Source organism: Flavobacterium gilvum (assembly GCF_001761465.1).
Lineage (GTDB): Bacteria > Bacteroidota > Bacteroidia > Flavobacteriales > Flavobacteriaceae > Flavobacterium > Flavobacterium gilvum.
This window is the reverse complement of sequence record NZ_CP017479.1, coordinates 2,322,330-2,347,909: the sequence shown is the minus strand read 5'-3', so window position 1 is coordinate 2,347,909 and position 25,580 is coordinate 2,322,330. Positions and strand designations below refer to the sequence as shown.

Here is a 25,580-nt window from a genome sequence, read left to right as displayed (position 1 = left end):
ATTACATTAATATCTATATTATGACAAATTACAGTTCAAGATACGCTTCAAGCCCACAGGCAGTAAAACAATACGACACTAAACAATTAAGAGAGGAATTCTTAATTGACAACTTAATGCAGGAAGGAGAAATCACTCTAACTTACTCACATTACGACCGATATATTGCAGGATCGGCTACACCAGTAACTCCATTGACACTAGAAACTATTGACCCTTTGAAATCTTCTTATTTCTTAGAAAGAAGAGAAATGGGGATTATCAATGTTGGAGGAAACGGTTCTGTTGTAGTTGATGGAACTGAATACCAATTAGGTTTCAAAGATGCACTATATATAGGAAGTGGAAATAAAGAAGTTATTTTTAAAAGTGACGACTCAAAAAATCCGGCAAAATTCTATATCAATTCTGCACCAGCTCACAAAAGTTTTCCAAACCAAAAAGTAAGTTTGGCTGAAGCCAATAAACTGCAATTGGGAACAATGGAAACTGCAAACCACCGTACCGTAAACCAAATGATTATTGGTGGAATTGTTACCACTTGTCAATTGCAAATGGGAATGACAGAGTTAAAACCGGGAAGCGTTTGGAATACAATGCCAGCACACGTTCATGACCGCAGAATGGAAGTTTATTTTTACCTAGATATTCCAGAAAATCAGGCCGTATGCCACTTTATGGGTGAGCCACAAGAAACAAGACATATCTGGATGAATAACCACCAGGCTGTTATTTCTCCACCATGGTCTATCCACTCAGGAGCCGGAACCAGTAATTATACTTTTATTTGGGGAATGGCTGGTGAAAATCTAGATTACGCAGACATGGATGTATGTAAAATAACAGATTTAAGATAATTAGTAACAAACTATAAAAATAAAAATTATGTCAATTAACCTTTTTGATTTAACGGGAAAAACTGCTCTTATTACAGGAGGAGTACATGGTTTGGGAATGTCTATGGCTAAAGGTCTTGGTCACGCCGGAGCAAAAATTGTAGTAAATGATCTTTCACAAGAAAACATAGATAAAGCTGTAGCAGAGTACAAATCTGTTGGAATAGAAGCTTATGGATATGTATTTAATGTATGCGATGAAAAAGCAGTAATTGCCAACATTAAACAAATAGAAGCAGAAGTTGGTCCTATCGATATTTTAGTTAACAACGCTGGAATCATCAAAAGAACTCCAATTATTGACATGGAAGTTGAAGATTTTACGGCAGTAATCAATGTAGATTTAATTAGTCCTTTTATCGTTTCAAAAAATGTTGCAAAAGGAATGATTCAACGTGGAGGTGGAAAAATCATCAACATTTGTTCAATGATGAGCGAATTGGGAAGACAAGACGTAAGTGCTTACGCTGCCGCAAAAGGTGGTTTGAAAATGTTGACCAAAAACATGGCGACAGAATGGGCAAAATTTAATATTCAAACAAATGGTATTGGTCCTGGTTACTTTGCAACGAGTCAAACGGCTCCAATTAGAGTTGACGGACATCCATTCAACGAATTCATTATCAGCAGAACTCCTGCAAATCGTTGGGGAGATCCTGAAGATTTACAAGGAGCTGCCATCTTCTTGTCTTCAAAAGCAAGTGACTTTGTAAATGGACACATCCTTTATGTAGATGGTGGAATCCTTGCCACTATCGGAAAACCATCAAACGAATAATAACATTTTAAGAAAATTATAATGAGCACAAAATTCATACACGATAATTTCTTATTAGAAAATAAATACGCTGAAGAATTATACCACAATTATTCTAAAAATCAGCCAATTATCGATTACCACAATCACCTAAATCCTCAATTTATTGCCGAGGATAAAATTTTTGACAATATCACAAATGTGTGGATTAACGGAGACCACTACAAATGGCGTGCAATGCGTACTTTGGGGGTAAACGAACAATTTATCACAGGAAATGGTTCTGATAAAGACAAATTCCTAAACTGGGCAAAAACAGTTCCTTACACAATGCGTAACCCTTTGTACCACTGGACACATTTGGAATTGGCTCGCTATTTTGACATTTACGATTTATTAAACGAAAAATCGGCTGAGAAAATTTATCAGGAAGCTTCTGCTAAAGTAAATTCTCCAGAATACAGCACTCAAAATTTGCTTCGTAAAGTAAATGCAGAATTTGTTTGCACAACTGAAGATCCAATTGATAATTTGGAATTCCACCAAAAATTGGCAAAAAGCAGCTACGAAGTAAAAGTAGGTACCGCTTTCAGACCTGATAAAGCAATCCTTATTTCAAATGACGGTTACAACGCTTATCTTGACACATTGGGTCAGGTGGCTGGCGTTACCATCAACACTTATACTGATTTATGTACTGCTTTAAGAAATAGAATTGACTATTTTGACAAAAACGGATGCAAACTTTGCGACCACGGTTTGGACCAAGTTTACTTCGAAAACTATACAGAAAGCGAAATCAACGCTATCTTCAAAAAGAAAAGAGAAAACAAAGAATTGAGCAATGAAGAAGCTTTGAAATTCCAAAGTGCTGTATTGTTCTTCTTGTTTGAAACTTACCACGAATTTGGATGGGTGCAACAACTTCACTTAGGTGCGTTGAGAAACAACAATGCACGTATGCACCGTATCCTTGGTCCAGATACCGGATGGGATTCTATTGGAGATTATCCACAAGCACAAAAATTGTCTGGTTTCTTAAACGCTTTGGACAGCAAAGATAAATTAGCCAAAACAATCATTTATAACTTAAACCCTGCAGACAACGAAGTGATGGCTACCATGATTGGTAACTTTAACGACGGAAGTGTAAAAGGCAAAGTTCAATTTGGATCAGGATGGTGGTTTTTGGATCAAAAAGACGGAATGACCAAACAATTGAACGCCCTTTCAAACATGGGATTAATCAGTTGTTTTATCGGAATGTTGACCGATTCAAGAAGCTTTTTATCTTTCCCAAGACACGAATACTTCAGACGTATTCTTTGTAATCTTTTGGGAGACGAAATCAAAAGAGGAGAACTTCCAAATGATATGGAATGGATCGGAAAAATGGTTTCTGACATCAGTTATAACAATGCTAAAGAATATTTTAAATTCTAAATAGTTATAAATAAAACAAACTAGCAATCATTTAAAGTTTTTGGTTTGAAAAAAGTTGTTACTTTTGGCGAAATATTACTAAGACTTTCCCCACCAAGTCATTTAAGGCTTACTCAAGCCACGTCATTCGATTTGTATTTTGGCTGTGCTGAGGCAAATGTTGCTGCTTCCTTGTCAAAATTTGGATTACCTGTTAAATTCATAACGGCAGTCCCTTCAAATGAACTTGGTGAATCATCGTTGAGTATGCTACGTTCTTTTGCAGTAGAACCTATTGCCTTGACTCAAGGCAAAAGACTCGGAATCTATTATTTTGAACAAGGCGCATCCGAAAGACCAGGGAAAGTAGTTTACGACAGAGAAGATTCTTCGTTTTCAACCCTACGAAAAGGAATGATTGATTGGGAAACAATATTCAAAGATGCCGAATGGTTTCATTGGTCAGGAATTACTCCTTCCCTATCGCTTGAACTCGCAGAGTTATGTGAAGAAGCATTACTTGTCGCCTCTCGAATGGGATTGACAATTTCTGCCGATTTAAATTACAGACCCACTTTGTGGAGATACGGGAAAAAAGCCAATGAAATAATGCCTAATTTAGTAAAACATTGCGATTTACTATTGGGTGGTATCGATGAATCCGAAAAAGTTTTGGGTGTTCCAAAAAATGATTCAGATGGTGAAGATATTGTTTTTGCCAACTGGATGAAAGCTTTTCCTAAACTGAAAAACATAGTATCCACTCATCGAATGGATGCTAATGCTTCTTCAAACGGAATAAGTGCTTCCTTATGGAATGGAAAAAATTTATTGAATTCAAGAAGATACAATATCTCTCATATTATTGACAGAATTGGAGCCGGCGATGCATTTATGGCCGGAATCATTTACGGATTGATTACTTGGCCGGAAGACCATCAAACTGCCCTCGAATTTGCAGTTGCGGCCACCTGTTTAAAACACTCCATATCGGGGGATATAAACTTGGCCACCGTAAATGAAATTAAGGCGCTGATGGGAGGCGCTGGAGGCGGAAGAGTTTCTAGATAAGTAAAAAATAAAAATAAATTAACTATTAAAATCAGAATAAAAAATGGGAAAAAGAGTAGTAACGTTTGGTGAGATAATGTTAAGATTAGCACCACAAGGATTTTTAAGATTTTCACAAGCTGACAATTTTGATGTTGTATATGGTGGTGGTGAATCTAACGTAGCTGTATCATTGGCTAACTTTGGTATTCCAGTTGATTTTGTGACACGTTTACCTAAAAATGATATTGGAGAATGTGCCATGATGGAAATGCGCAAAAGAGGTGTTGGTGTAGATAATATTGTTTGGGGCGGAGAGCGCTTAGGGATTTATTTCCTTGAAACTGGAGCTGTAAGCCGTGGAAGTAAAGTTGTATATGACAGATCTCACTCTTCAATGTCTGAAATCCAACCAGGAATGATTAACTGGGAAAAAGTTTTTGAAGGAGTTGAATGGTTCCACTGGACAGGTATTACTCCAGCAATTTCTCAAAGCTCTGCAGATGCTTGCTTGGAAGCTGTTAAAGCTGCAAGTAAATTAGGCATCACTATTTCTACAGACTTAAATTACCGTGCTAAACTTTGGAAATACGGTGGAGATCGTGAGAAAATCATGACTGAATTAACATCCTACTGTGATGTAATTTTAGGAAACGAAGAAGATGCTGAAATGCACTTTGGTATTAAACCAGAAGGAGCTGCAGTTCAAACTCATGGACATGATGTTAAAGCAGAAGCTTTCTTATCTGTTTGTCAACAAATGATGGAAAAATTCCCAAGAGCTAAAAAAGTAATCACTACTTTGAGAGGTTCTATCTCTGCATCTCACAACACATGGGCTGGAGTTTTATACGATGGAAAACAAATGTTGCAAACTCGTCAATATCAAATTACCGATATCGTTGATAGAGTTGGTGGTGGAGACTCATTCATGGGAGGTTTAATCTACGGATTATTGACTTATCCAAATGATGATCAAAATGCTTTGAATTTTGCTGTTGCTGCTTCTTGCTTGAAACACACTATCAAAGGTGATGCTAACTTGGTTACTGTAGATGAAGTATCAAAACTTATGGGTGGTGATGCTTCTGGTAGAGTTGCTAGATAATTAGAAAAATATGATCGTAGATACACTAAAAAACGGATCACAATATACTAGCTTACATCCATTGTTTGCAACTGCTTTTGATTTTATTAATCAAAATGATCTTGCAACACTTGCTGACGGAACGATTCAAATCACCGACGGTCTAAAAGTAATTGTAAGCACCGCAAACGGAAAAACTAGAGAAACTAGTTTGGCTAAATTTGAATGCCATGATAAAAATATCGACATTCAGGTTTGTGTAAAAGGATTGGAAACCATAGCTTGGAAACCAAGAGAAAAATGTGTTACACCTAATGGAGATTATAATCCAGAAAAAGATGTACGTTTTTTTAATGATACTCCTGATATGGATTTTCAATTGACAGACGGACAGTTTGTGATATTTTATCCAGGAGATGTTCACGCTCCAATGATTGGTGAAGGTGAAATCAAAAAATTGGTATTTAAAGTTAAAATCTAAAAAAATGAGTAAAATTCAAAATGTAACAGATGCAATTGTAAAACAAGGGATGCTTCCTTTGTATTTCAATGCAGATGAAAACGTAACAATTGAAGTGCTAAGAGCTATTTATAGAGCCGGAATCAAAGCGGTAGAATATACAAGCCGTGGAGAAACTGCTTTATCAAACTTCACTAAAATGGTGAAAGTTCGTAATGCTGAAATGCCTGATTTATTGTTAGGTATTGGAACTATCAAAAACAAAAAACAAGCTGAAGACTATTTAGCCGTTGGTGCTGATTTCTTCATCAGTCCAGGATTTGTTCCTGAAGTAGCTGAATTACTAATCAGTAAGGGAGTTTTGTACAGCCCTGGTTGTATGACTCCAACTGAAATTATTGCTGCAGAAAATGCAGGAGTAAAATTCATCAAGCTTTTCCCTGGAAATATGTTAGGGCCTGAGTTCTTGAGTGGAATCAAAGATATTTTCCCTAATCTTATCTTTATGCCAACAGGTGGTGTAGATACAACAGCCGAAAACATCGGTGGTTGGTTCAAAGCTGGAGTTTCGGCAGTAGGAATGGGAAGCAAATTGATCAGCAAACAATTGATGGCAGACAAAGATTATGCTAAAATTGAAGCTGATACAAAAACTGTTTTGAACTTGATTCATACTATAAAATAATTTTATTGCCGGCTTTTGGTTTGTTCAATTTACAAACTAAAAGTCGGCTTTATAAAACAGTCAGACCATAGTTTTTTTTCTGACTTTAAGAATCTTTTCAGATCATCTAAACTATTTCCTGTTCTAAAACACATCCATTTAACACAAAAAATAAAGCTAAGCAGATAAATTTATTTACTCAAAATCAATTCTCTCCTCAATTGAAAAGCAGCTATTTTTAATGTTAAAATCTACATATCATTTTTTGGTTTTTACCCTATTCTAAATCCGAAAAAAAAACATATAGCCATAACACAAATTTAAAAATATTTATTTTTACGATAATTGGCTGCACAAAATTCCATTTTTTCTATTTTTAACAAAAATAGACATGCTAATTACCCCATTCTCGCATTTTATTTTTAATTATTTATTTTTTTGTATCCATTTATTTTTTTTAATCAAAATTAATTTTTACGTTTGTGTAATCGATTACATTAATTGTCTAAAAAACACTTATTAAAGGTAATTAGCAGAATATAAAAGAATTAATATCAAAAAACAACAGAGGCTTTAAAGGCAAAATATATCCGTAAAATATGGAGAATTTAGAATCCTAAGCTCTCAATGATAAAAAATATCTGATAATTTAAATATCATAAACATAAATGGACTATGATAGGCGGCTCGAGCAATTAAGGATTAAGAATTCATACCCTATCCTCATTAAGGTCTGAAAACAAACATTCTTAAAATATCGGTCGCTTATTATAATCCAAAACAAAATAAGGAATCCGTCCTTAAGTTTAAAAAAACAGTAAATAAAACATCTTTATAAAAGAATTAAAATGAAAACATTAAATAGAAAAAATACAGGACTTGAAAAATTAAACCCTATCAAAGTAGTTCAATTTGGAGAGGGTAACTTCTTGAGAGCTTTTGTTGATTACGCTTTTCAAAGACTAAACAAAGAAGTTGATTTCAATGCCGGAATTGCAATGGTTCAGCCATTGAAAGATGGCATGGTAAACATGATTAATGACCAAGATGGTCTTTATACTTTGTTTATGAACGGAATCAAAAAAGGCGAAAAAATACAGGATATTCAGTTAATTGACAATGTTGTAAAAGCCATCAATCCATATACTGATTTTGCTGATTATTTAGCCTTAGCCAAAGAAGAAGAATTACAATTTATTGTTTCAAACACTACTGAAGCTGGAATTGAGTTTATCGGAACAGATACTCCAGATATGCAACCACCAACAGCATTCCCTGCAAAACTGACTGTTTTATTATACGAAAGATTCAAACACTTCAACGGAGATGCTTCTAAAGCGGTAACTATCATTCCTTGCGAACTTATTGATTACAACTCAGAAACTTTGAAAAAAATCATTTTGCAATATTGTGATTTGTGGAAATTAGAGGATGCATTTAAAACTTGGGTGTCAGATGCATGTACCTATCACAGTACTTTGGTTGACAGAATTGTACCTGGATATCCAAGAGCAAATATTGAAGAATACAATAGCAAATTGGATTATCAAGATAATTTAATTGTTGCTGCTGAACCCTTTTTCCTTTGGGCTATCGAAGGTGGCGAAGATTTGAAAGCAAAATTACCATTCCATAAAACGGATTTGAACGTGAAGATTGTTGACGATATTCGTCCTTTTAAAATGATCAAAGTTCGTATTTTGAACGGTGCACATACTTCTATGGTGCCAATTTCACTTTTGTATGGTAACAAATTGGTAATGGAAACAGTTAACGGTGATTTTACTGGAAAATTCGTTGACAACGTTATTGCTGAAATCAGCGAAACCCTCGCTATGGACAAAAATGAAATCACTGCATACTGTGAAGAGGTAATGGACCGTTTTAGAAATCCATTTATCAAACACGCACTTGCTGATATTGCTTTAAACTCTATCTCTAAATTCAAAGTAAGAGTATTGCCAAGTTTGTTAGGATACTACAACAACACTAAAAAATTACCTGTTAGCTTAACTTATTCATTAGCTTGTTTGATCCAATTCTACAAAGGAACTTGGAATAACGAAGCATTGCCTGTAAAAGATACTCCAGAATTAGTTGAAGCATTTAATAACATTTGGAAAGCAGGATCTCTAGATTCAGTTGTTAAACAAACACTTGAAAACACTGATTTCTGGGGTGAAGATTTAACAAAAATTAACGGTTTGTCTGAGGCTTTAGTGGTAGCTTTGAGTGAAATTGAGGCTAATGGAATCGAAAATGGTTTCGCTAATTTTAGCAAAAAATTTTAGTCAAAAGATAAAAAAATAATATCATGCAAAAAAAATTAATAAAAGTAAATCCAGCAGATAACGTAATTGTCGCTTTAACTGATTTGGTACAAAACGAACAAATTACGTTTGAAGGAACTACAGTCATACCAACAACAGATGTTAAAGCGAAACATAAAATCGCAGAGAAAGATTTTGCAATTGGTGATGAAATTATAATGTATGGCGTTTTGGTGGGAAAAGCTGTAGAACCCGTAAAAAAAGGAGAAGTAATTACCACCGAAAATGTAAAACATCAAAGTGAAAAGGTTTTTGGTAAAACCGGAAATTTAGGTTGGACTCCACCAAATATAGAGCGTTGGAAAGACAAAACTTTCAACGGATACCACCGTGCTGATGGACAAGTTGGAACCAAAAACGTTTGGTTATTTATTCCATTGGTTTTTTGTGAAAACAAAAATATCGAAAAACTGAAAGATATTTTCGAAAACGAATTACTGCCAAAAAAAGAAGTTTCTTATAAAAATTTATTACGCTCTTTAATTGAAGAAAAAAGCGTGGAAGAAGTTGCTGAGAAAAATTCAAATGAAAATCTTTTAGATAATATCGAAGTAAAATTCATCAACCACCAAGGTGGTTGTGGTGGAATTCGACAAGATTCGGACTTGTTGGCAAAACTGCTTGCAGGATATGTGAACAATCCAAATGTTGCTGGAGCAACTGTTTTAAGTTTGGGTTGCCAAAATTTGCAAGTAAATATTTTTAAAGACGCATTGAAAGCAATTAGTCCAAATTGTGATAAAGAAATTTTGATCTATGAGCAACAGCAAATCGGTACTACCGATCAAATGTTTCAAATGGTGATTAAAGATTCTTATGAAGCTATTAAAAGAGCAAACAAAATCGAACGTAAACCGGCTCCTCTTACTAAACTAAGTATTGGTTTGGAATGTGGTGGATCTGACGGATTTTCAGGAATATCCGCAAATCCAGCATTAGGAGTTGTTTCAGATATTTTTGCAGCTTTGGGAGCGAAAAGTATTTTGGCAGAGTTCCCGGAATTATGTGGCGTTGAGCAAGAATTGATGAATCGATGTGTGGACGAAGAAAAAGCAGATAAGTTTTTAGCGTTGATGAAAGCTTTTGAAAAATCAGTTGTAGATGCAGGTTCAGGCTTTGATATGAACCCATCTCCGGGAAATATTAAAGATGGACTAATTACCGACGCTATGAAATCTGCTGGTGCTTCTAAAAAAGGTGGAACTGCACCTATTGTAGACGTTTTAGATTACGGCGAATATATTTCAAAACCAGGTTTAAATCTTCTAAATACACCAGGAAATGACGCCGAATGTACCACCGGATTGGTTGGGTCAGGAGCAACAATAGTTTTATTTACCACAGGTTTAGGAAATCCGATGGGAAATCCAATTGCACCTGTTGTGAAAATTTCTTCAAACACGGCGTTAGTTAATAGAATGTCGGATATTATCGATGTAAATGCTGGAACTGTGATTACTGGTGAAAAAACCATTACCGAAGTTGGAGCAGAAATCGTAGATTATATTATAGAATTGGCGAGCGGAAACGTGGAAACAAAAGCAGATCAGTTGAAACAAGATGTATTTATTCCTTGGAAAAGAGGAGTATCATTATAAGAGTTTTTTGTTTTGAGTTTTTTAGATTTCAAAAGAAAGCCGTTAGAAGTAATTTCTAGCGGCTTTTGAATTTATATAGTTATCCATTCAATATTTACTTTTGAGAAGGATTCCAACCATTTAATATCTTCTCAACAGTATAATCCTTTGCATCGGTCAAAGTATGCGACCATTTCACGCGTGAAGAAGTTTCAGCTCCTTTTCCCGTACATTGATATTCGGCATAAAAAGTTGTCGCTTCTGCTTCCAGTTTATTCCAATTGAACCATCCCAAAGGATTGATATGCTCTCCCATTTTACATTTTATAAAAACAGTTTTGGCATTGGGGCGCCAAGGTCTTCCCAGATAAACAGTTTCTTTCTCGGCATCACCTGTTAATTTACAATCAATAAAGACGTATCCGTAGGCTTTATTCAACGTTGTTGACGCCGCTGTTATATAATGGCCTCCTTTCTTAGAAAATATCTCACAGCCTTCAAACAAAGCAGTAGAAGCGCCAAAAATAAAATCAGTTGCTCCTTCGATATAACAATTTTTATAATATTGTCTACTGGTATCTGCACGAGTATAAATCGTGTCCTGAAAACCAATAAAATTGCAATTATCAAAAAACACTTTGTCTCCATCAATTCTAACAGCCACCGCCTGCCCTACAGCCCCAGCTGAGTTTTCAAAAGTAATATTTTCCGCTTTGAAATTATCTCCATTAACAGCAAAACTATACGACCCTGAAGTACCAATAGCTTTGCCTTCGGTATTCATCTTAGAAGCATAATCGTCATAAGTAAGAATGGTTTTGGACTTGTCCTCCCCTATCAAAGTGATATTTATTTTGCTTTGGGGTACTTCAATTTTTTCTTTGTAAACACCCTTTTTGATAAAAATTGTGGTCTCCATCTGTTTTAAATCGGAAACCGAATTAATTGCTTCCTGAACTGTCAAAAAATTTCCAGAACCTTTTGAATCAACAATGATGTCATATTTTTTTGAGCGATCATTAATACTTCTATTATTTGCTGCTGTACAATTCATTAACAACAGACAAAAGAGAAACAAATACAAATTTTTCACTTTCATTTTTATAAATATGTTTTAGTTTTTAATAATGATTAGAAACAATTTTTACCTAAAAAAATTTAAAAAAAAACCTGAGTTTGACGAATCGAACTCAGGTTTTTGGTTTAAAATATTTTGGCTTATTTTATCCAACGTGGATCTCCAACATTTTTATCTTTTAATGCTTGATTTGTAATTGTAAAATCACCATTGGTAGCATTTGCGAATTTAGGATCTAAAATACCATAGGTACCTGAAGCGTCAATAGTATTGGCTGCAGTTCCCGTAGCATACAACAAAGGTGCATTGAAATAATTATTATTTGAAAACGTAGGTGGCGTTGTAGGCGTTGCAGTACCGTTTTGATTGGAATAAATTCCTAAAGGCATATCTGTAATTAAAGTGTTTTTCACCGTAGAACTGTTATTGGCAAAACGAACATACAACAAACGTTTGCCTGACACTGTAGTCGAAACTTTGTATAAGGTACAACTACTAATCAACACACTTGAGGTCAAACCTGTACCACTCAAACCACTAGATTGATCCAGACGGATAAATTCACGAGAGTCAGAACAAGTATCAAACGTACTGTTTTGCAGCACAACACTCTTTACATAAGCAGTTCTAACATCAATAAATTCAGCCCCTGCATTAGTATTAACGTTTTTAACGATACAGTTGTCTATTGTTAATGAATTAATTCTTGCAGCACCAGCTGTATTCGCAAACATCGAACGAGTATAATCATGGATATAACAATTACTGATCAAAATATCAGTAATGGTAGCTGCAGTAGAAACGGTAATTACACTTGCATTAGTAACACCAGATCCTGTTAAATCCAAATCAATCAAACTGAAATTGGCAACACCTGAATTTAGTGTAAAGTTGAGTTTTACTTTAGGTTTATCATAACTTCTAAGTCCTCTTAAAGTAAGTGTCTTAGCTAAAGTTATAGTCCCGGATTGAGCTGTATAATCCCCAGGCTCTAAATATAAAGCAGCTCCAGGCGCAGCATTATTAATCACTTGCAATAAATCATCTGTAGGCTTAACAAGAATACCATTACCAATATCTACAGCAGTAGTAAAGGTTTGAACACCTCTCTTTTTTGTACCGTTATATAAAGTCGCTGTATAAGCAGTTTCAGCTGTTAATCCGGTAACTATAGCAATTCCACTAGTTTTTTCGGCAGCAGTAATAACACGTGTAATATTACCAGGTGTAAGAACTATTTGAGTTACATCACTATTAGGTATCCATCTAAGAGTTGCTTGTTTTGCCTGTATATCTCCTGGAACTATTGGCAAGAAAATTTGCTCTGGTTGCGTAGTAGCCGTTGTAACAGACCACTTAGAATCATCCAATCCAGAAGTTTTTGCTTTTACTCTAATAGAATAAGTTGTTTCACCTTGTAATTGTACAGTCACCGGCAATTGTGCAGCGGTAACTTCAACACTTTTGTAAATAGTACCAAAGTTTGGATCCTCACTGAATTCTACAACATAACTATTTACACCTTCTTTCACTGTCCAATTCAACTCAACGCTAGTCTTGTTTCTTACAAATGCCTTAAGGTCAATTGGAGAAAACTCTCTTGTATTTCCTATCCCATCTAACAGTGGTTCATTAAAAGTCTCACAGCTAGAGAAGGTTAAGGATAATAACAGTATAGCTATTAATCCTTTTAATATATATTTTATATTCATATACATAAATATTTATAATTTATAATTCAATTTTTTTTGAAAGATTTCTAATAACCATAATCGTTTTTCAACAAACCATTATTTGCATCAATAAACACTTGCCAGATAGGCCAAAATTGTCTGTTATCTGGATTAGAACCAGCTTTATAAAGAGAATTGATTTTAGCATCATCTAAGGCTACCCATGTCCAAGCAGTATAATCAGCACCCGGATTTACATTTTCTCCACGGTTTAATCCGTAAATAATAAGTTTTGTAGCATCAGTTGCGTCATATTTATAATACAAAGTATTAGGCACATCAGCATATCTTCCGGTACGCCCTTGTAATTCTTTCATTTTAACTTTAGCAACATCTAAATTTGCTTTAAGCAAATTCCAACGGATAAGTGATTGTTTACGCTCCATTTCTCCAGTAAATTCGTATTGATTTTCATCTACGATTTTATTGAACATCTCTTGCTTAGTGGTAATAGCATTTACATAAGCATCAACTTTTTGAGCTCTGTCAGCAGGAGCAAAAGCTCTATTACGAATTTCTTTCAGATAAGGTGCAGCAGCAGAAACACCTTCTAATTCATTAGCAGCTTCAGCAGCTATTAAAAGAACTTCAGCATAACGCATATAGATTTTATTCACACCATCATCATTAGTAGAAGTAACGTAACGTGTCATCCACTCGTATCGGTATTTACCAAAATACCATGTATTTAATGAACCTAACTCTTGTTTCGCAATATTATTAACTGCTGTACCATATTTATAAGGAACGCAGGTAACATCTCTACGTGTGTCTTTTAGGTCATAATCATAAAAAACGAAAGGCAGTGGTCCGGCAATACCTCCTTTATTGGCACCATTAGCTTGAAATTGGTCAACGCTAGTGTGACGTACCGCAAACGAGAACAACATTCTTCCTCTACCGGCAGCAAAAGGAATTTCCCAAAGTGATTCTCCTCCTGCAGTTAAAACTTCTTTATTGTAATTTCTCCAGAATGTTTCGAATGAAGGCTCCAAACGCGCTTTCCCACTTGAAATAACATCTCTACACTCATTTAGTGCTAATCTGTACATATTTGCTACCGAAAGCTCAGGATCAGTACTTCTGTGAATACCATCAGGATATTGTTGATAACCACTAGCTGCCATTGCTAAACGAGCACGGAAACCTTTTACAAATGCTTTATTAATTCTCTCAACGTTACTTGTAGCAGTAGTCTCATTTGGCCATGGTACCAATGTTTCAGCTTCAGCCAAATCCTGAAGAAGTTGTTTGTAAATTAAGTCACGGCTAACTTTTGCTACATATATAGTTTGATTATTCATTGGTTCAAAACGGTAAGGAACATCTCCCCATGCTTTTACTAAATCTGCATAATAAATAGCACGCAGGGTAAGAGATTCTCCAAGTAAATATCCAAGCTCAGAACCTGGTTGTGGGTTACCATATTTTCTAAGACCTCTCACGCAAATATTAGCACGTTCAATTCCTTGGAACATCATTGCCCATGCATTATCTACTGTATTCATCACAGTATTTGACGCAGTAACACCGTAATTTTGTAGATCAGCAGTATCTCCGGCAGTTGTAGAAGAATTGTTCCATTCCAAATCTGTATTCAACCCATAATATGGAAGGAATCGACCTCTGTAAGAATTGGTTTCTCCAAATGATAATTTGATCCCATCTACTGCTCCTTTTGCTAAGGATGCACTGGAAAAAATCACTGATTCATCTAGTGTTGATTGAGCTGGAGTATCTAGATAATCCTCCTGACAAGATGTAAAAAGGCTAGCTAAAACTATTCCTGCCATTATTATTGTATGTTTCATCTTTAAATAGTTTTAAATTAAAAATTAAGGTTTAGACCAAAAACAAATTGTCTGCTGCGAGGATATGCTGAATAATCAACTCCAGGCGTAAGAGGCGTATTTCTTCTTGTATTAACCTCTGGATCAGGACCTGAATAATTTGTCCAAAGAAAAACGTTAGATACTGTTCCGTAAAATCTCAATTTACTAATTCCCATTCTTGAATTAAAGAATTCTGGAGCTGTATAACCTAATGTCAATGTGTTCAGTCTTAAGAAAGAACCATCTTCTACAGCCCAGTCACTAAATACAAAGTTTTTCATGTATGGAGACCACATTGTAGTATTAGCATTTAATGCTGTCAAAGCCGTAGGATCAGTAACTAATTGACCAGTATTTGGGTCTAAATTTGTCCATCTTTGTCCATCCGCCATATCGGATTGTAAATTTCTATATTGACCATTTTGATTTGAAGTAGTGAACTCAACTTTATTAGCGTTGTAAACATCATTACCAATAGAATAGTTAAAAGCAGCTGAAAAATCAAATCCGTAAGCATTCCCATTAATTGTGAAACCTCCTGTACTTTTTGGATTAGAATTACCTATAATTGTTTGATCTGCAGCTGTTATTTTATTGTCTCCATCAAGATCCACCAATTTCATATATCCTGGTTGTACAGTTCCTACAACACCTGTAGCATCAGTAACACCCGCTTTTAGCGTGTATTTTGTTCCGTCATAATCAAAGTCAGATACTTCGTAACGACCAGCATTTTTATATCCGAACATCATACCAATTGGGGAACCAACCTGTACTAAATAATCATTACCAATTTGTGAAGAAGCCCAATTAGTTGCTTGTCCAAAATTACCCATATTTCCAAGTGAGTTAATACGGTTTTGGTTAACACCGATGTTGAAAGAAAAATTCAAACCATATTTTTCTTGTTGTATTGCAGCAATATTTAAGGTAGCTTCAAATCCAGTATTTTGTGTTTCTGCAACATTACGGTATTGATTGGTGTATCCTACTCCAGAAACTGGGAATAAAATTAACAAATCTTTAGTTATATTTTTATAAGTTTCAACAGATCCACTGATACGGCCTTTGAAAAAATCAAAATCCAAACCAAAGTTTTGTGTCACTGTTGTCTCCCATTTTAAGTCAGGATTTGCCATAGTTTTAGAAGGTGTCCATTGGCTATTACTTCCATCTATCCAAGTAGAATTTCCTGAATTAAAACTTTGAAATGTTTGTCCGGTTGGGATATTATTATTACCAGCCTCACCATAACTAGCTCTTAATTTAAGCGAGTTAATCCAGTTAACGTTTTTAAGAAACTCTTCTTCAGAAATTTTCCATGCTAATGCTGCTGCTGGGAAATATCCCCATTGATTTCCTTGTGTAAATTTACTTGATCCATCTGCACGGAATGTTGCAGTAAATAAATATTTGCTTTTATAATCATAAAGTGCACGTCCAAAAAATGAAAGCAACTTATCATCAGGGCTGTAGAAATTATCTACTGATTGCGCTTTACCTTGAGTTGTAAGCTTTTGTGCTCTTTCAAAATCAAAATCATCTGGAAAATCATGAATTGTAGATGTAACAGTGTTTGATTGAGTGTTTATTGTTTCCTCACCTGCAAGAAGGTTCAAATGATGATTGGCTCCCAATATTTTTTTGAAATCATAATTAAGAGTGTTTGCATTTCTGAAAGTAGTATTCTTTTGGTCAGTTATTACAAGAGCCGGGCTACCTTGATTTTCTGCAGCTGGAATATTATCAACATAATACGTAGAACGACCATAGAAACGATAATCCTGATTGTTACGGTTATCAAGTCCAAATTCTGACTTAAATGTCATATTAGGAATGATTTTATAAGCAAAACTACCAAGCATATTGAAGTTTTTTCTAAGCTGCTGACGATCTGTATCTGCTGTAGCCACAAATGGGTTTACAAGATAACTAGAAATTGCTTCATCAGTATTATCTGTTGTCAAACCTGGCAATGGTATAGGAGAGTAACCAACAGCATGACGTAAACGAGCATCATTTGATGATACTTCTTTTTGTTCATTAGTTCCTCCTCCATTTATTTCTGTATCAGCATAACGCACATTAAACGTAAGATCAATCTTATCAGTAGCTTTACTATTTAATGCTAACGATACGTTATTTCTGTTAAAATCAGAACCAATCATAATTGATTTTTCATCATAATGAGCATAATTAAAATTGTAGTTGATTTTGTCTGAACCTCCACGAATTCCTAAGTCACGGCTTTGTACTTCACCAGTACGACCGTAAATTTGTTTCTGCCAATCATCCCCTTTTACACCTTTGTATAAATCATAATCCTGCCATGATCCAAAATATTTTTCATAAGTGCTTACATCTTTTTTAAGTAAGGCGTATTCATATTGCCACTTTACGAAATCTTCTGGAGCAAGTACATCAATAGTATTTGCAATGTATTTTTGACCATAGAACATATTGAAGTTTACAGCCATTTTTCCGTCTTTACCTTTTTTGGTAGTATACAAAATAACTCCATTTGCTCCTCTTGAACCATAAATAGCTGTAGCAGATGCGTCTTTCAAAACCGTCTGAGTTTCAATATCAGAAGGAGAAATATCATTAATACTGTTTACTGGGAAACCATCAACAATGATCAATGGTGAAGCATCCTGAGTAAGTGATCCTCCTCCACGAATTCTAATTTTAATTTCTGAATCAGGTGATCCTTCTGAAGATGTTACTGAAACTCCGGCAATTTTACCAGTTAAAGCTTCACCAATATTTGCAACAGGATTTTTTCTAAGTTCAGCCCCAGAAAGAGTAGAAACTGCCCCAGTCAAATCAGATTTTTTAACTGATCCATATCCTACCACAACAATCTCATTCAATTTATTGGTAGAACTTTGAAGGGATACATTCATTACTTTATTTCCAGAAAAAGTAACAGTTTTGGTATCGAAGCCAATAAAACTATAGGTTAATACAGCTTTATCGCTTGATATTTTGATGGAATATTTCCCATCGAAGTCGGAACTTGCAGAGCTTTTAGTTCCTTTTTCAATAACATTAACTCCCGGGAGTGGCAACCCTGTTTCGTCCTTAATAACTCCACTAACAGTAATCCCGTTTTGGGCACTTGTCAAGTTACTTGTTAATAAGGCCATCAAAAGCATAAAGACAAAATTTAATCTTTTGCCTTTTTTAAATACACATTTAATCATAGCATTACATTTACTGGTTAATTTGGTTTGGTTTATTGTTTATTATTATTAGAGAGGTATGCTTTTGGGTTAAGCAAAAAAAATTGAGTTTATTATTATTTTTTAGTTTGACATTCTAATTAAGAATATTCTGTAATTCCTTTTTTTAAGCTTTAGTATTCAGAAAGATTATTACGCCATCAGACTATCATTTGTTAAAAATATCATAACAGATGTAATCGATTGCACAAACATAAAAATTAATTTTGATTAAAAAAAATAAAAAACGACAAAAAAATAAATTCAATAAAAAAAATAAATAATATTTACACATGTCTTATAAATAGTGCACTAATATTGGTATTATCTCAAAAAACAGGTGTAAAACAACAATCTATTAACACCTCTTCAAGCAATTCCACACTCTTTTTGAGTCCAAAAAAAACCAATTTATTAGCCACATCTCTAGCTAAATCTTAAAAAAATACTAAACAACCAAAATTCCTACATATAGTTTCATAAAAAAAACTGCCAGAAACAATTCCTGGCAGTTTTTAAAATATGATTTTCGACAAAAAAACTTACTTAATTCGGGTAGAAGATTTTCGAATATGCAGCTCTGGAGTAAGCACAACCTTTTTTTCAATTTTTACATTATCAGTATTATTAATTTGTTCCAAAAAAACCTTGGCAGCCATTCTACCCATTTCTAAAGGAGATTGATCTACCGACGAAATAGTTAATTCCATAAATCTGGTAAACGGCTCATTACCAAAACCAAACACACAAAATTCTTCAGGAACTTTTATCCCTCTCTCCTGCAACTCCTGTATAACACCCAGGGCAGCAAAATCACTCGAGGAAAAAATCCCATCAGGTGGCGGATCCAGACTTAACAATCTGTCAATTGCTTGCCTTCCGGCTTCAACATTACTTTTGGTTTGAAAAACATAATCCGGATTTAACTTCAAATCATTATCCAATAAAGCTTTTTTAAATCCATCATACCTATTTACATAAATCTCCAATGTTTGATCACCGGTCAAATGGGCAATTCGCTTACAGCCTTGTTCAATTAAATTTTTTGTCGCCAAATAGCCTGCTTCAAAGTCATTGATAGTCACCGAACTCACACCATCCATATTTTTTTTTCGGTCAAAAAACACTAAAGGAACATTTTTATTGATAACATTTCTAATAACAGGATCGTTTTCTTTTGAAAGATGAGAAATAGACATCAAAATCCCATCAACTTGAGCATTTAATAAAGTAGTAATATTTTCAGCCTGCCTGTTTTCATCCTCAAGGGTCTGACAAATAATAACATGATATCCTTCGGGACGCAATTCCTCTTCTATACCCCGAATTGCAGATGCAAAAAAGTTACTATCGATACGCGGGACTATAACTCCTACATTATTACTTTTCCCACTTCGAAGCGATTGTGCCAACCTATTTTGCTTGTAATTCATTTTGGCAGCAGTTTCCAAAACCAGTTTACGAGTAACTTCACTGATTTTTGGATTATTATTTAAAGCTCTCGATACGGTAGCTGCAGTAATATCGAGTTTTTTAGCTATATCGTAAATTGTAGTTTTTTGATCCATAACGGAAATTAAAATATAAAAATTTGTCGGTAAAAGTAAACAAAAAAAATATTAAAAAACGAACAATGTTATCGATTACATAAAAGCAAAAGCTTTTCTTACATTTCAAAACTTAAAGAGAAAAAAACACTTGAAAAAATTCATATAAAGTAACATTAAACATTTAATACCGCAAAAATACAAGCATTTTTTTTTATTTATATTTTTTTTTAAACCTTTTATTTGTTTTTCTAAAAATAATATCTAGGTTTGCGTAATCGATTGCATGAGTTTGTGTTATTTTAAAATAAAATCAGATGAATCAAACACTTAACATTTCTGTTCAAAAAAAATTATTTTTTTTAGTTTTTTCCTGTCTTTTTACCTGTCAATTTATTTTTTCACAGACAAATGACCTAAGCAAAAAAGCTTGGAATGATATGCAAAAGATACTAAAAGAGGTTGCACCTCCTACTTTTAAAAAACAAACATTTAACATTGTAAAATTCGGTGCAAAAGCTGACGGAATAACAGACAACACAAATTTTTTCAAAAAAGCCATCCAAGAATGTTCAAAAAGTGGAGGCGGAACAGTATTAGTTCCTAAAGGAAAATATAAATCAAGCGCTATCCATCTAGAAGACAATGTAAACCTTCATCTGGAAGAAGGTGCCGAAATCCTTTTCAGTACCAACCCAAAAGACTATTATCCCTTAGTCCACACCTCTTTTGAAGGCACAGAGTACATGAACTACTCCCCACTTGTATATGCTTACAAAAAAAAGAATGTTGCCGTTACCGGAAAAGGAACTCTAAATGGCCAAGCCAATAGCGAGAACTGGTGGCCTTGGTGTGGGAGCGAAAGATATGGCTGGAAAAAAGGAAATCCCTCTCAATCAGACCCTCTAAATCGGGAACGCTTAGTGGATATGGCAGAAAAAAACGTTCCTGTTGAAGAAAGAATTTTTGGAGAAGGCCACTATTTGAGACCCAATTTTTTAGAATTTTTTGAATGTACCAATGTACTTATCCAAAATATTACTATAATAAATTCTCCTTTTTGGGAAATTCATCCAATAAAATCAAAAAACATAATAGTTGACGGTGTTACCATCAATAGTCATGGTCCAAACAATGATGGTTGCGACCCTGAATATTCAAAAAATGTGATTATAAAAAATTGCACTTTCAACACTGGAGATGACTGCATTGCCATAAAATCGGGGCGTGATGCTGATGGAAGAAGAGTTGCTATGAAGAGCGAAAATATCATTGTCCAAAACTGCACCATGTTTGATGGACATGGAGGGGTTACCATAGGAAGTGAAATATCAGGTGGCGTAAGCAATGTATATGTCGAAAATTGCATCATGAGCAGTCCAAATCTAGACGTAGCCATCCGATTGAAAACCAATTCAAGAAGAGGAGCTTTAATTGAAAATTTCTACGTGAGAAACATAGAAATTGGACAAGTTAAAGAAGCTGTATTAAAAGCAGACATGTTCTACAACGTACACGGCAATCAAAACGGAGACTTTATTCCGCGCATTGAAAACATTTATCTGGAAAATGTGAAAGTGAAAAACGGCGGTAAATATTCTATTCTAGCCAAAGGATACAAAGAATCTCCTGTAAAAAATATAACTTTCAAAAATGTAACAATCGAAAAGGTAGATCAACCTTACGCTATTGAAAATGTCGAAAACCTAAAATTTATAGAAACTCACATTAATGGAAAACTAATTAATAACTAAAAAACCACTTTTTTAAGCATTAAAATTTTCCATCAAAGACCTATATATCAACAAAATAGACCTGCAATTGCACTATTTTAAATAATTGAAATTTAGGAGTATGATATATTTTATCCAACTCCTTTTTTACAAAAAAAATCACTTTTACAAAAAAAATGAGAAAAATAGCCGTAATACTATTATTGATTTCGACAGCTATTCAAGCTCAACCCAAGTATGTTATCGACACAACATACACACCGAAAAGTGTTTATAATAAAGAGAAAAAGAGCTATCCGTTTATTAGCCTCGTACAGCCTAAAAAACATTCTAACATAACAGAAAAAAAAGAGGTTGTATATTCAGAAATAAGTGATCGAAAATTACATTTTGACGCTTATTTTTGTGATAACAAAAAAACAAATCCGGCAATAGTGATACTACACGGCGGTGGCTGGAAGTCCGGAAATAAGTCCCAAATGGAAATCTTTGCGCAGGAAGTCGCTTCAAAAGGGTTTTCGTGTTTCACAGTAGAATACCGATTATCACAGGAAGCAAAATATCCAACGGCAATTTTTGATGTAAAAAAAGCAATTCGATATATCCGAAAAAATGCTGTTCAATTCAATACCAATCCTGCTAAAATAGCAATCTTGGGCTGCTCATCTGGAGGACAGATGGCTGCATTAATTGGCACAACAAACAACAACAAACTTTTTGAAGAAAAAGAAAAAAACAATAAAGTCACATCAGCTGTCCAAGCTATCATAGATATTGATGGCATTTTATCCTTCAAACACCCCGAATCCAAAGAAGGAGAAATTGCAGGTTTATGGTTGGGCGGAAATTATGAAACGGTTCCTGAAAACTGGAAAGAGGCATCAGCATTAACGCACACCAATAAAAACACCCCTCCTATCCTGTTTATAAACAGCAGCAAAGAACGTTTTCATGCCGGAAGAGATGATATGATTACCATTTTAAATCAACACAAAATATATAACGAAGTCAAAACGATTGAAAATTCTCCCCATTCTTTTTGGTTTCTGAATCCCTGGTTTGACGAAACTGTAACTTATACAACGACATTTTTAAATAAAGTCTTTGAATAAAAAAAGTAACAACCTAGTTTTCAAAAGATCAGCATAAACAAAGGAAAATGGTACAATATTTGAGCGATTTGGCAGACTAATGAACAAATTTAAAAACATCTCCGCTGTAAAATAGAGTCCAAATTGGGACAAATAAAAAATATTAAATATAAAAACACATCATTATGGTAAATTGTAAACAATACTTTTTTAAGGCAACTCTACTTTTCATTTCGGTTACATTTCTCAGTTGTAAAACTGTTGCGCAACAACCTGCACAGAATGTAGAATCTCAAAATCAAATTAAAGTTTCATCAAACATGAAATGGTCAGATAAAATGGCTCTGACATTGATGAAACGCCATCCTCAAGCCTTCATGATTGATGATGCCAAAGCCCCAAAATGGGACTATGTTCACGGTTTGGTCTTACATTCTTTTGAAGAATTATATAAAAAAAATCCTGACCCGAGATACACTGCATATGTAAAAGGTTATGCCGATGCTTTGGTCAATGCAGACGGTACAATCAAAACCTATGAATTAGAAAACTACAATATTGATATGGTCGTAGCCGGTCGTTTACTGTTTGATATTTACAAAAAAACAAACGACAATCACTATTTGACAGCAATGCAAACGCTAAAAAAACAATTGGAAAGCCACCCAAGAACGAAAAGTGGCGGATTTTGGCACAAAAAAGTGTATCCAAACCAAATGTGGCTAGACGGTTTATACATGGGTGAACCTTTTTATGCCCAATATACTGTCACTTTCGAAAACGGAAAAAATCTTGATGATGTAGCCAAACAATTCGAACAAATTCAGATGCACGCCACCGACCCAAAAACTGGATTATTATATCATGGTTGGGACGAAAGCAAACAAATGCCTTGGGCAAATAAAGAAACCGGAAACTCACCAAATTTCTGGTCAAGAGCTCTCGGATGGTATGTAATGGCGCTGGTAGACGTTTTGGATTACTTCCCGAAAAATCATCCAAAACAAAAAGAATTAGTTGGCTACCTGAATAATGCCTGCGAAAGCTTAGCCAAATATCAAGATAAATCAGGTTTATGGTATCAGGTAACTGACAAAGGTGGCGAAAAAGGAAATTATCTGGAAGCATCCGGTTCATCCATGTTTGCTTATGCTTTTGCAAAAGGTGCTAATAAAGGCTATTTACCAGCAAAATTTAAAAAATTAGCCAATAAAGCTTTTGATGGTTTAACAAAACAATTGATAAAAGTTGATGCTGACGGAACAATAACCCTGACTCAAGCCTGTCAAGTAGCTGGTTTAGGAGGTACTCCATACAGAGATGGTTCTTATGAATATTATGTGAATGAAAAGAAAAAAGACAATGATCCTAAAGCTACAGGACCATTTATTCTTGCTGCTTTGGAATTGAACAGATAAACAATATTCATAAAATGAAACTTTCAAAAATAACTCCTATACTTTTACTGAGCATTGTCATGCAAATGGCAACTGCTCAGGAAAAGAACGATAAACAATATTCACAAGTCTGGGTAGCCGACAATGGAGATGGCACCTACAAAAATCCAATCCTCTATGCCGACTATTCAGATCCGGATGCAATTCGGGTTGGTGATGATTATTACATGACGGCTTCATCTTTTAATTGCATTCCGGGGCTGCCAATTCTTCACTCCAAAGATTTGGTCAACTGGAAACTAATCGGATACGCCCTTTCTGTACAAAAACCTTTGAATGTTTATAACAAAGTCCAACACGGAAATGGTGTTTGGGCACCCTGCATCCGCTACCACAACAACGAATTTCACATTTATTATCCTGATCCTGATTTTGGTATTTATATGGTTAAAGCCAAAAAAGCCGAAGGGCCTTGGTCTGAACCTGTAATGGTTAAAGAAGGAAAAGGACTCATTGACCCTACTCCACTTTGGGATGAAAACGGAAAAACGTATTTGGCCTATGCTTTTGCAGGAAGCCGAGCCGGAATAAAAAGTGCGTTGGCCGTTTGTACAATGAATACCGAAGGTTCCCACGCCAACAATGATGATATTATGATTCTCGATGGTCATCCCGATGAACCAACTGTTGAAGGCCCTAAATTTCACAAACGAAACGGTTATTACTACCTATTTGCTCCATCCGGCGGAGTGGCCACAGGATGGCAGATTGTTATGAGATCCAAAAACGTTTTTGGCCCTTATGAAAAAAGAAAAGTTATGGATCAGGGAAAATCTTCCATAAATGGACCACATCAGGGAGCTTGGGTACAAACACAAACCAGAGAAGATTGGTTTATCCATTTTCAGGATCAATTTGCTTATGGAAGAGTTGTTCACCTACAACCAATGAAATGGGAAAATGACTGGCCAGTTATTGGCACAGATGAAGACAAAAACGGCATAGGCGAACCGGTTATGACGTATAAAAAGCCTAACGTTGGAAAAAAATCTTTCCCTATTGAAACACCTCCGGAAAGTGACGAATTCAATACACCAAAATTAGGTTTGCAATGGCAATGGCACGCAAATCCACAGATTGTTTGGGGGTTGCCAACGGCAATGGGATATTATAGTTTGAACTGTATTCCTGTACCAAAAGATGCCACAAGTTTATACGATGTTCCAAACTTATTATTGCAAAAACTACCTGCCAATACCTTTACCGCTACTACAAAAATCACTTTCAACTCAAGATTTGACGGAGAATATACTGGATTGGTAATTATGGGATTGGACTATAGTTTTTTATGCTTGAAACAAGTTGATGGTAAATTATTTCTTTCGCAAAAAACGGCCAAAAAAGTCGATAGAAAAGGAACTGAAACCGAAGGAAAAGCAGTTCAGATAACAAACAAAACAATTTATCTGCAAGCAAAAGTAAAACCTGGCGGAATTTGCGACTTTTTCTACAGTGAAGATGGAAAAAATTTCACCCCGATTGGTGAAAGTTTTACAGCAAGAGAAGGTAAATGGATAGGAGCAAAAATAGGCTTTGTTGCACTTAGGGAAGGTATAATCAATGATGCCGGAAATGTCGCCATTGATTGGTTCAGAATAACAAAATAAACATTTTTATAAATGAAAAAAATAAAAATAATAAT

The 25,580-nt window shown here is 34.8% G+C and carries 18 protein-coding genes; 13 read left to right on the top strand and 5 right to left on the bottom strand.

What is annotated here, in order from left to right; all coding sequences use genetic code 11:
- Positions 1–20: 20 nt before the first annotated feature.
- The 9 genes from kduI (at position 21) to EM308_RS09780 (ending at position 10,264) form a co-directional block, all read left to right on the top strand.
- Positions 21–857 (top strand): 5-dehydro-4-deoxy-D-glucuronate isomerase, encoded by an 837-nt coding sequence (gene kduI, locus EM308_RS09820; protein ID WP_081907229.1) that lies wholly within the window; start codon positions 21–23, stop codon positions 855–857.
- Between the two features lie 28 nt (positions 858–885).
- A complete protein-coding gene (locus EM308_RS09815; protein ID WP_035634778.1) occupies positions 886–1,674 on the top strand; it encodes a gluconate 5-dehydrogenase in 789 nt (262 codons plus the stop codon).
- A 21-nt stretch (positions 1,675–1,695) separates the two neighbouring features.
- Positions 1,696–3,096 (top strand): glucuronate isomerase, encoded by a 1,401-nt coding sequence (gene uxaC, locus EM308_RS09810; RefSeq protein WP_035634779.1) that lies wholly within the window; start codon positions 1,696–1,698, stop codon positions 3,094–3,096.
- A gap of 45 nt (positions 3,097–3,141) precedes the next feature.
- On the top strand, positions 3,142–4,146 hold the full coding sequence (locus EM308_RS09805; RefSeq protein ID WP_035634780.1) for a sugar kinase: 1,005 nt from the start codon (positions 3,142–3,144) through the stop codon (positions 4,144–4,146).
- Between the two features lie 43 nt (positions 4,147–4,189).
- Entirely contained in the window at positions 4,190–5,233 is a 1,044-nt protein-coding gene (locus tag EM308_RS09800) for a sugar kinase (RefSeq protein ID WP_035634781.1), read from the top strand.
- Between the two features lie 10 nt (positions 5,234–5,243).
- Positions 5,244–5,693: a YhcH/YjgK/YiaL family protein gene (locus EM308_RS09795; protein WP_035634782.1), complete on the top strand. Its 450-nt coding sequence runs from the start codon at positions 5,244–5,246 to the stop codon at positions 5,691–5,693.
- Positions 5,694–5,697: 4 nt separating this feature from the next.
- Positions 5,698–6,357, top strand: coding sequence for a beta/alpha barrel domain-containing protein (locus EM308_RS09790; protein ID WP_035634859.1), 660 nt, complete (start codon positions 5,698–5,700; stop codon positions 6,355–6,357).
- An 827-nt stretch (positions 6,358–7,184) separates the two neighbouring features.
- The gene (locus EM308_RS09785) at positions 7,185–8,627 is read left to right on the top strand and encodes a tagaturonate reductase (protein ID WP_035634783.1); all 1,443 of its coding nucleotides are present in this window, start codon (positions 7,185–7,187) and stop codon (positions 8,625–8,627) included.
- A 23-nt stretch (positions 8,628–8,650) separates the two neighbouring features.
- Entirely contained in the window at positions 8,651–10,264 is a 1,614-nt protein-coding gene (locus EM308_RS09780; protein WP_035634784.1) for a UxaA family hydrolase, read from the top strand.
- 94 nt (positions 10,265–10,358) lie between these two features.
- Here the strand turns inward: EM308_RS09780 and EM308_RS09775 are convergent, their stop codons facing one another.
- The 5 genes from EM308_RS09775 to EM308_RS09755 all read right to left on the bottom strand — a co-directional run bounded on the left by EM308_RS09775 (position 10,359) and on the right by EM308_RS09755 (position 19,678).
- On the bottom strand, positions 10,359–11,342 hold the full coding sequence (locus EM308_RS09775; RefSeq protein WP_035634785.1) for a pectinesterase family protein: 984 nt from the start codon (positions 11,340–11,342) through the stop codon (positions 10,359–10,361).
- Between the two features lie 119 nt (positions 11,343–11,461).
- Positions 11,462–13,033, bottom strand: coding sequence for a DUF5123 domain-containing protein (locus EM308_RS09770; protein WP_035634787.1), 1,572 nt, complete (start codon positions 13,031–13,033; stop codon positions 11,462–11,464).
- Between the two features lie 47 nt (positions 13,034–13,080).
- The gene (locus EM308_RS09765; protein ID WP_035634789.1) at positions 13,081–14,865 is read right to left on the bottom strand and encodes a RagB/SusD family nutrient uptake outer membrane protein; all 1,785 of its coding nucleotides are present in this window, start codon (positions 14,863–14,865) and stop codon (positions 13,081–13,083) included.
- A gap of 17 nt (positions 14,866–14,882) precedes the next feature.
- Positions 14,883–18,044: a SusC/RagA family TonB-linked outer membrane protein gene (locus tag EM308_RS09760; RefSeq protein WP_231559983.1), complete on the bottom strand. Its 3,162-nt coding sequence runs from the start codon at positions 18,042–18,044 to the stop codon at positions 14,883–14,885.
- A gap of 608 nt (positions 18,045–18,652) precedes the next feature.
- Positions 18,653–19,678: a LacI family DNA-binding transcriptional regulator gene (locus EM308_RS09755; protein ID WP_035634793.1), complete on the bottom strand. Its 1,026-nt coding sequence runs from the start codon at positions 19,676–19,678 to the stop codon at positions 18,653–18,655.
- Between the two features lie 419 nt (positions 19,679–20,097).
- Here EM308_RS09755 and EM308_RS09750 point away from each other — a divergent pair, with 419 nt between their 5' ends.
- The 4 genes from EM308_RS09750 (at position 20,098) to EM308_RS09735 (ending at position 25,545) form a co-directional block, all read left to right on the top strand.
- On the top strand, positions 20,098–21,411 hold the full coding sequence (locus EM308_RS09750; RefSeq protein ID WP_316930224.1) for a glycoside hydrolase family 28 protein: 1,314 nt from the start codon (positions 20,098–20,100) through the stop codon (positions 21,409–21,411).
- Between the two features lie 155 nt (positions 21,412–21,566).
- The gene (locus tag EM308_RS09745) at positions 21,567–22,502 is read left to right on the top strand and encodes an alpha/beta hydrolase (RefSeq protein WP_035634797.1); all 936 of its coding nucleotides are present in this window, start codon (positions 21,567–21,569) and stop codon (positions 22,500–22,502) included.
- A 164-nt stretch (positions 22,503–22,666) separates the two neighbouring features.
- Positions 22,667–23,899 carry a glycoside hydrolase family 88/105 protein gene (locus tag EM308_RS09740; protein WP_035634799.1) on the top strand — a complete coding sequence of 411 codons (1,233 nt, stop codon included), beginning with the start codon at positions 22,667–22,669 and terminating at the stop codon, positions 23,897–23,899.
- A 14-nt stretch (positions 23,900–23,913) separates the two neighbouring features.
- A complete protein-coding gene (locus EM308_RS09735; RefSeq protein ID WP_035634801.1) occupies positions 23,914–25,545 on the top strand; it encodes a glycoside hydrolase family 43 protein in 1,632 nt (543 codons plus the stop codon).
- Positions 25,546–25,580: the final 35 nt, after the last annotated feature.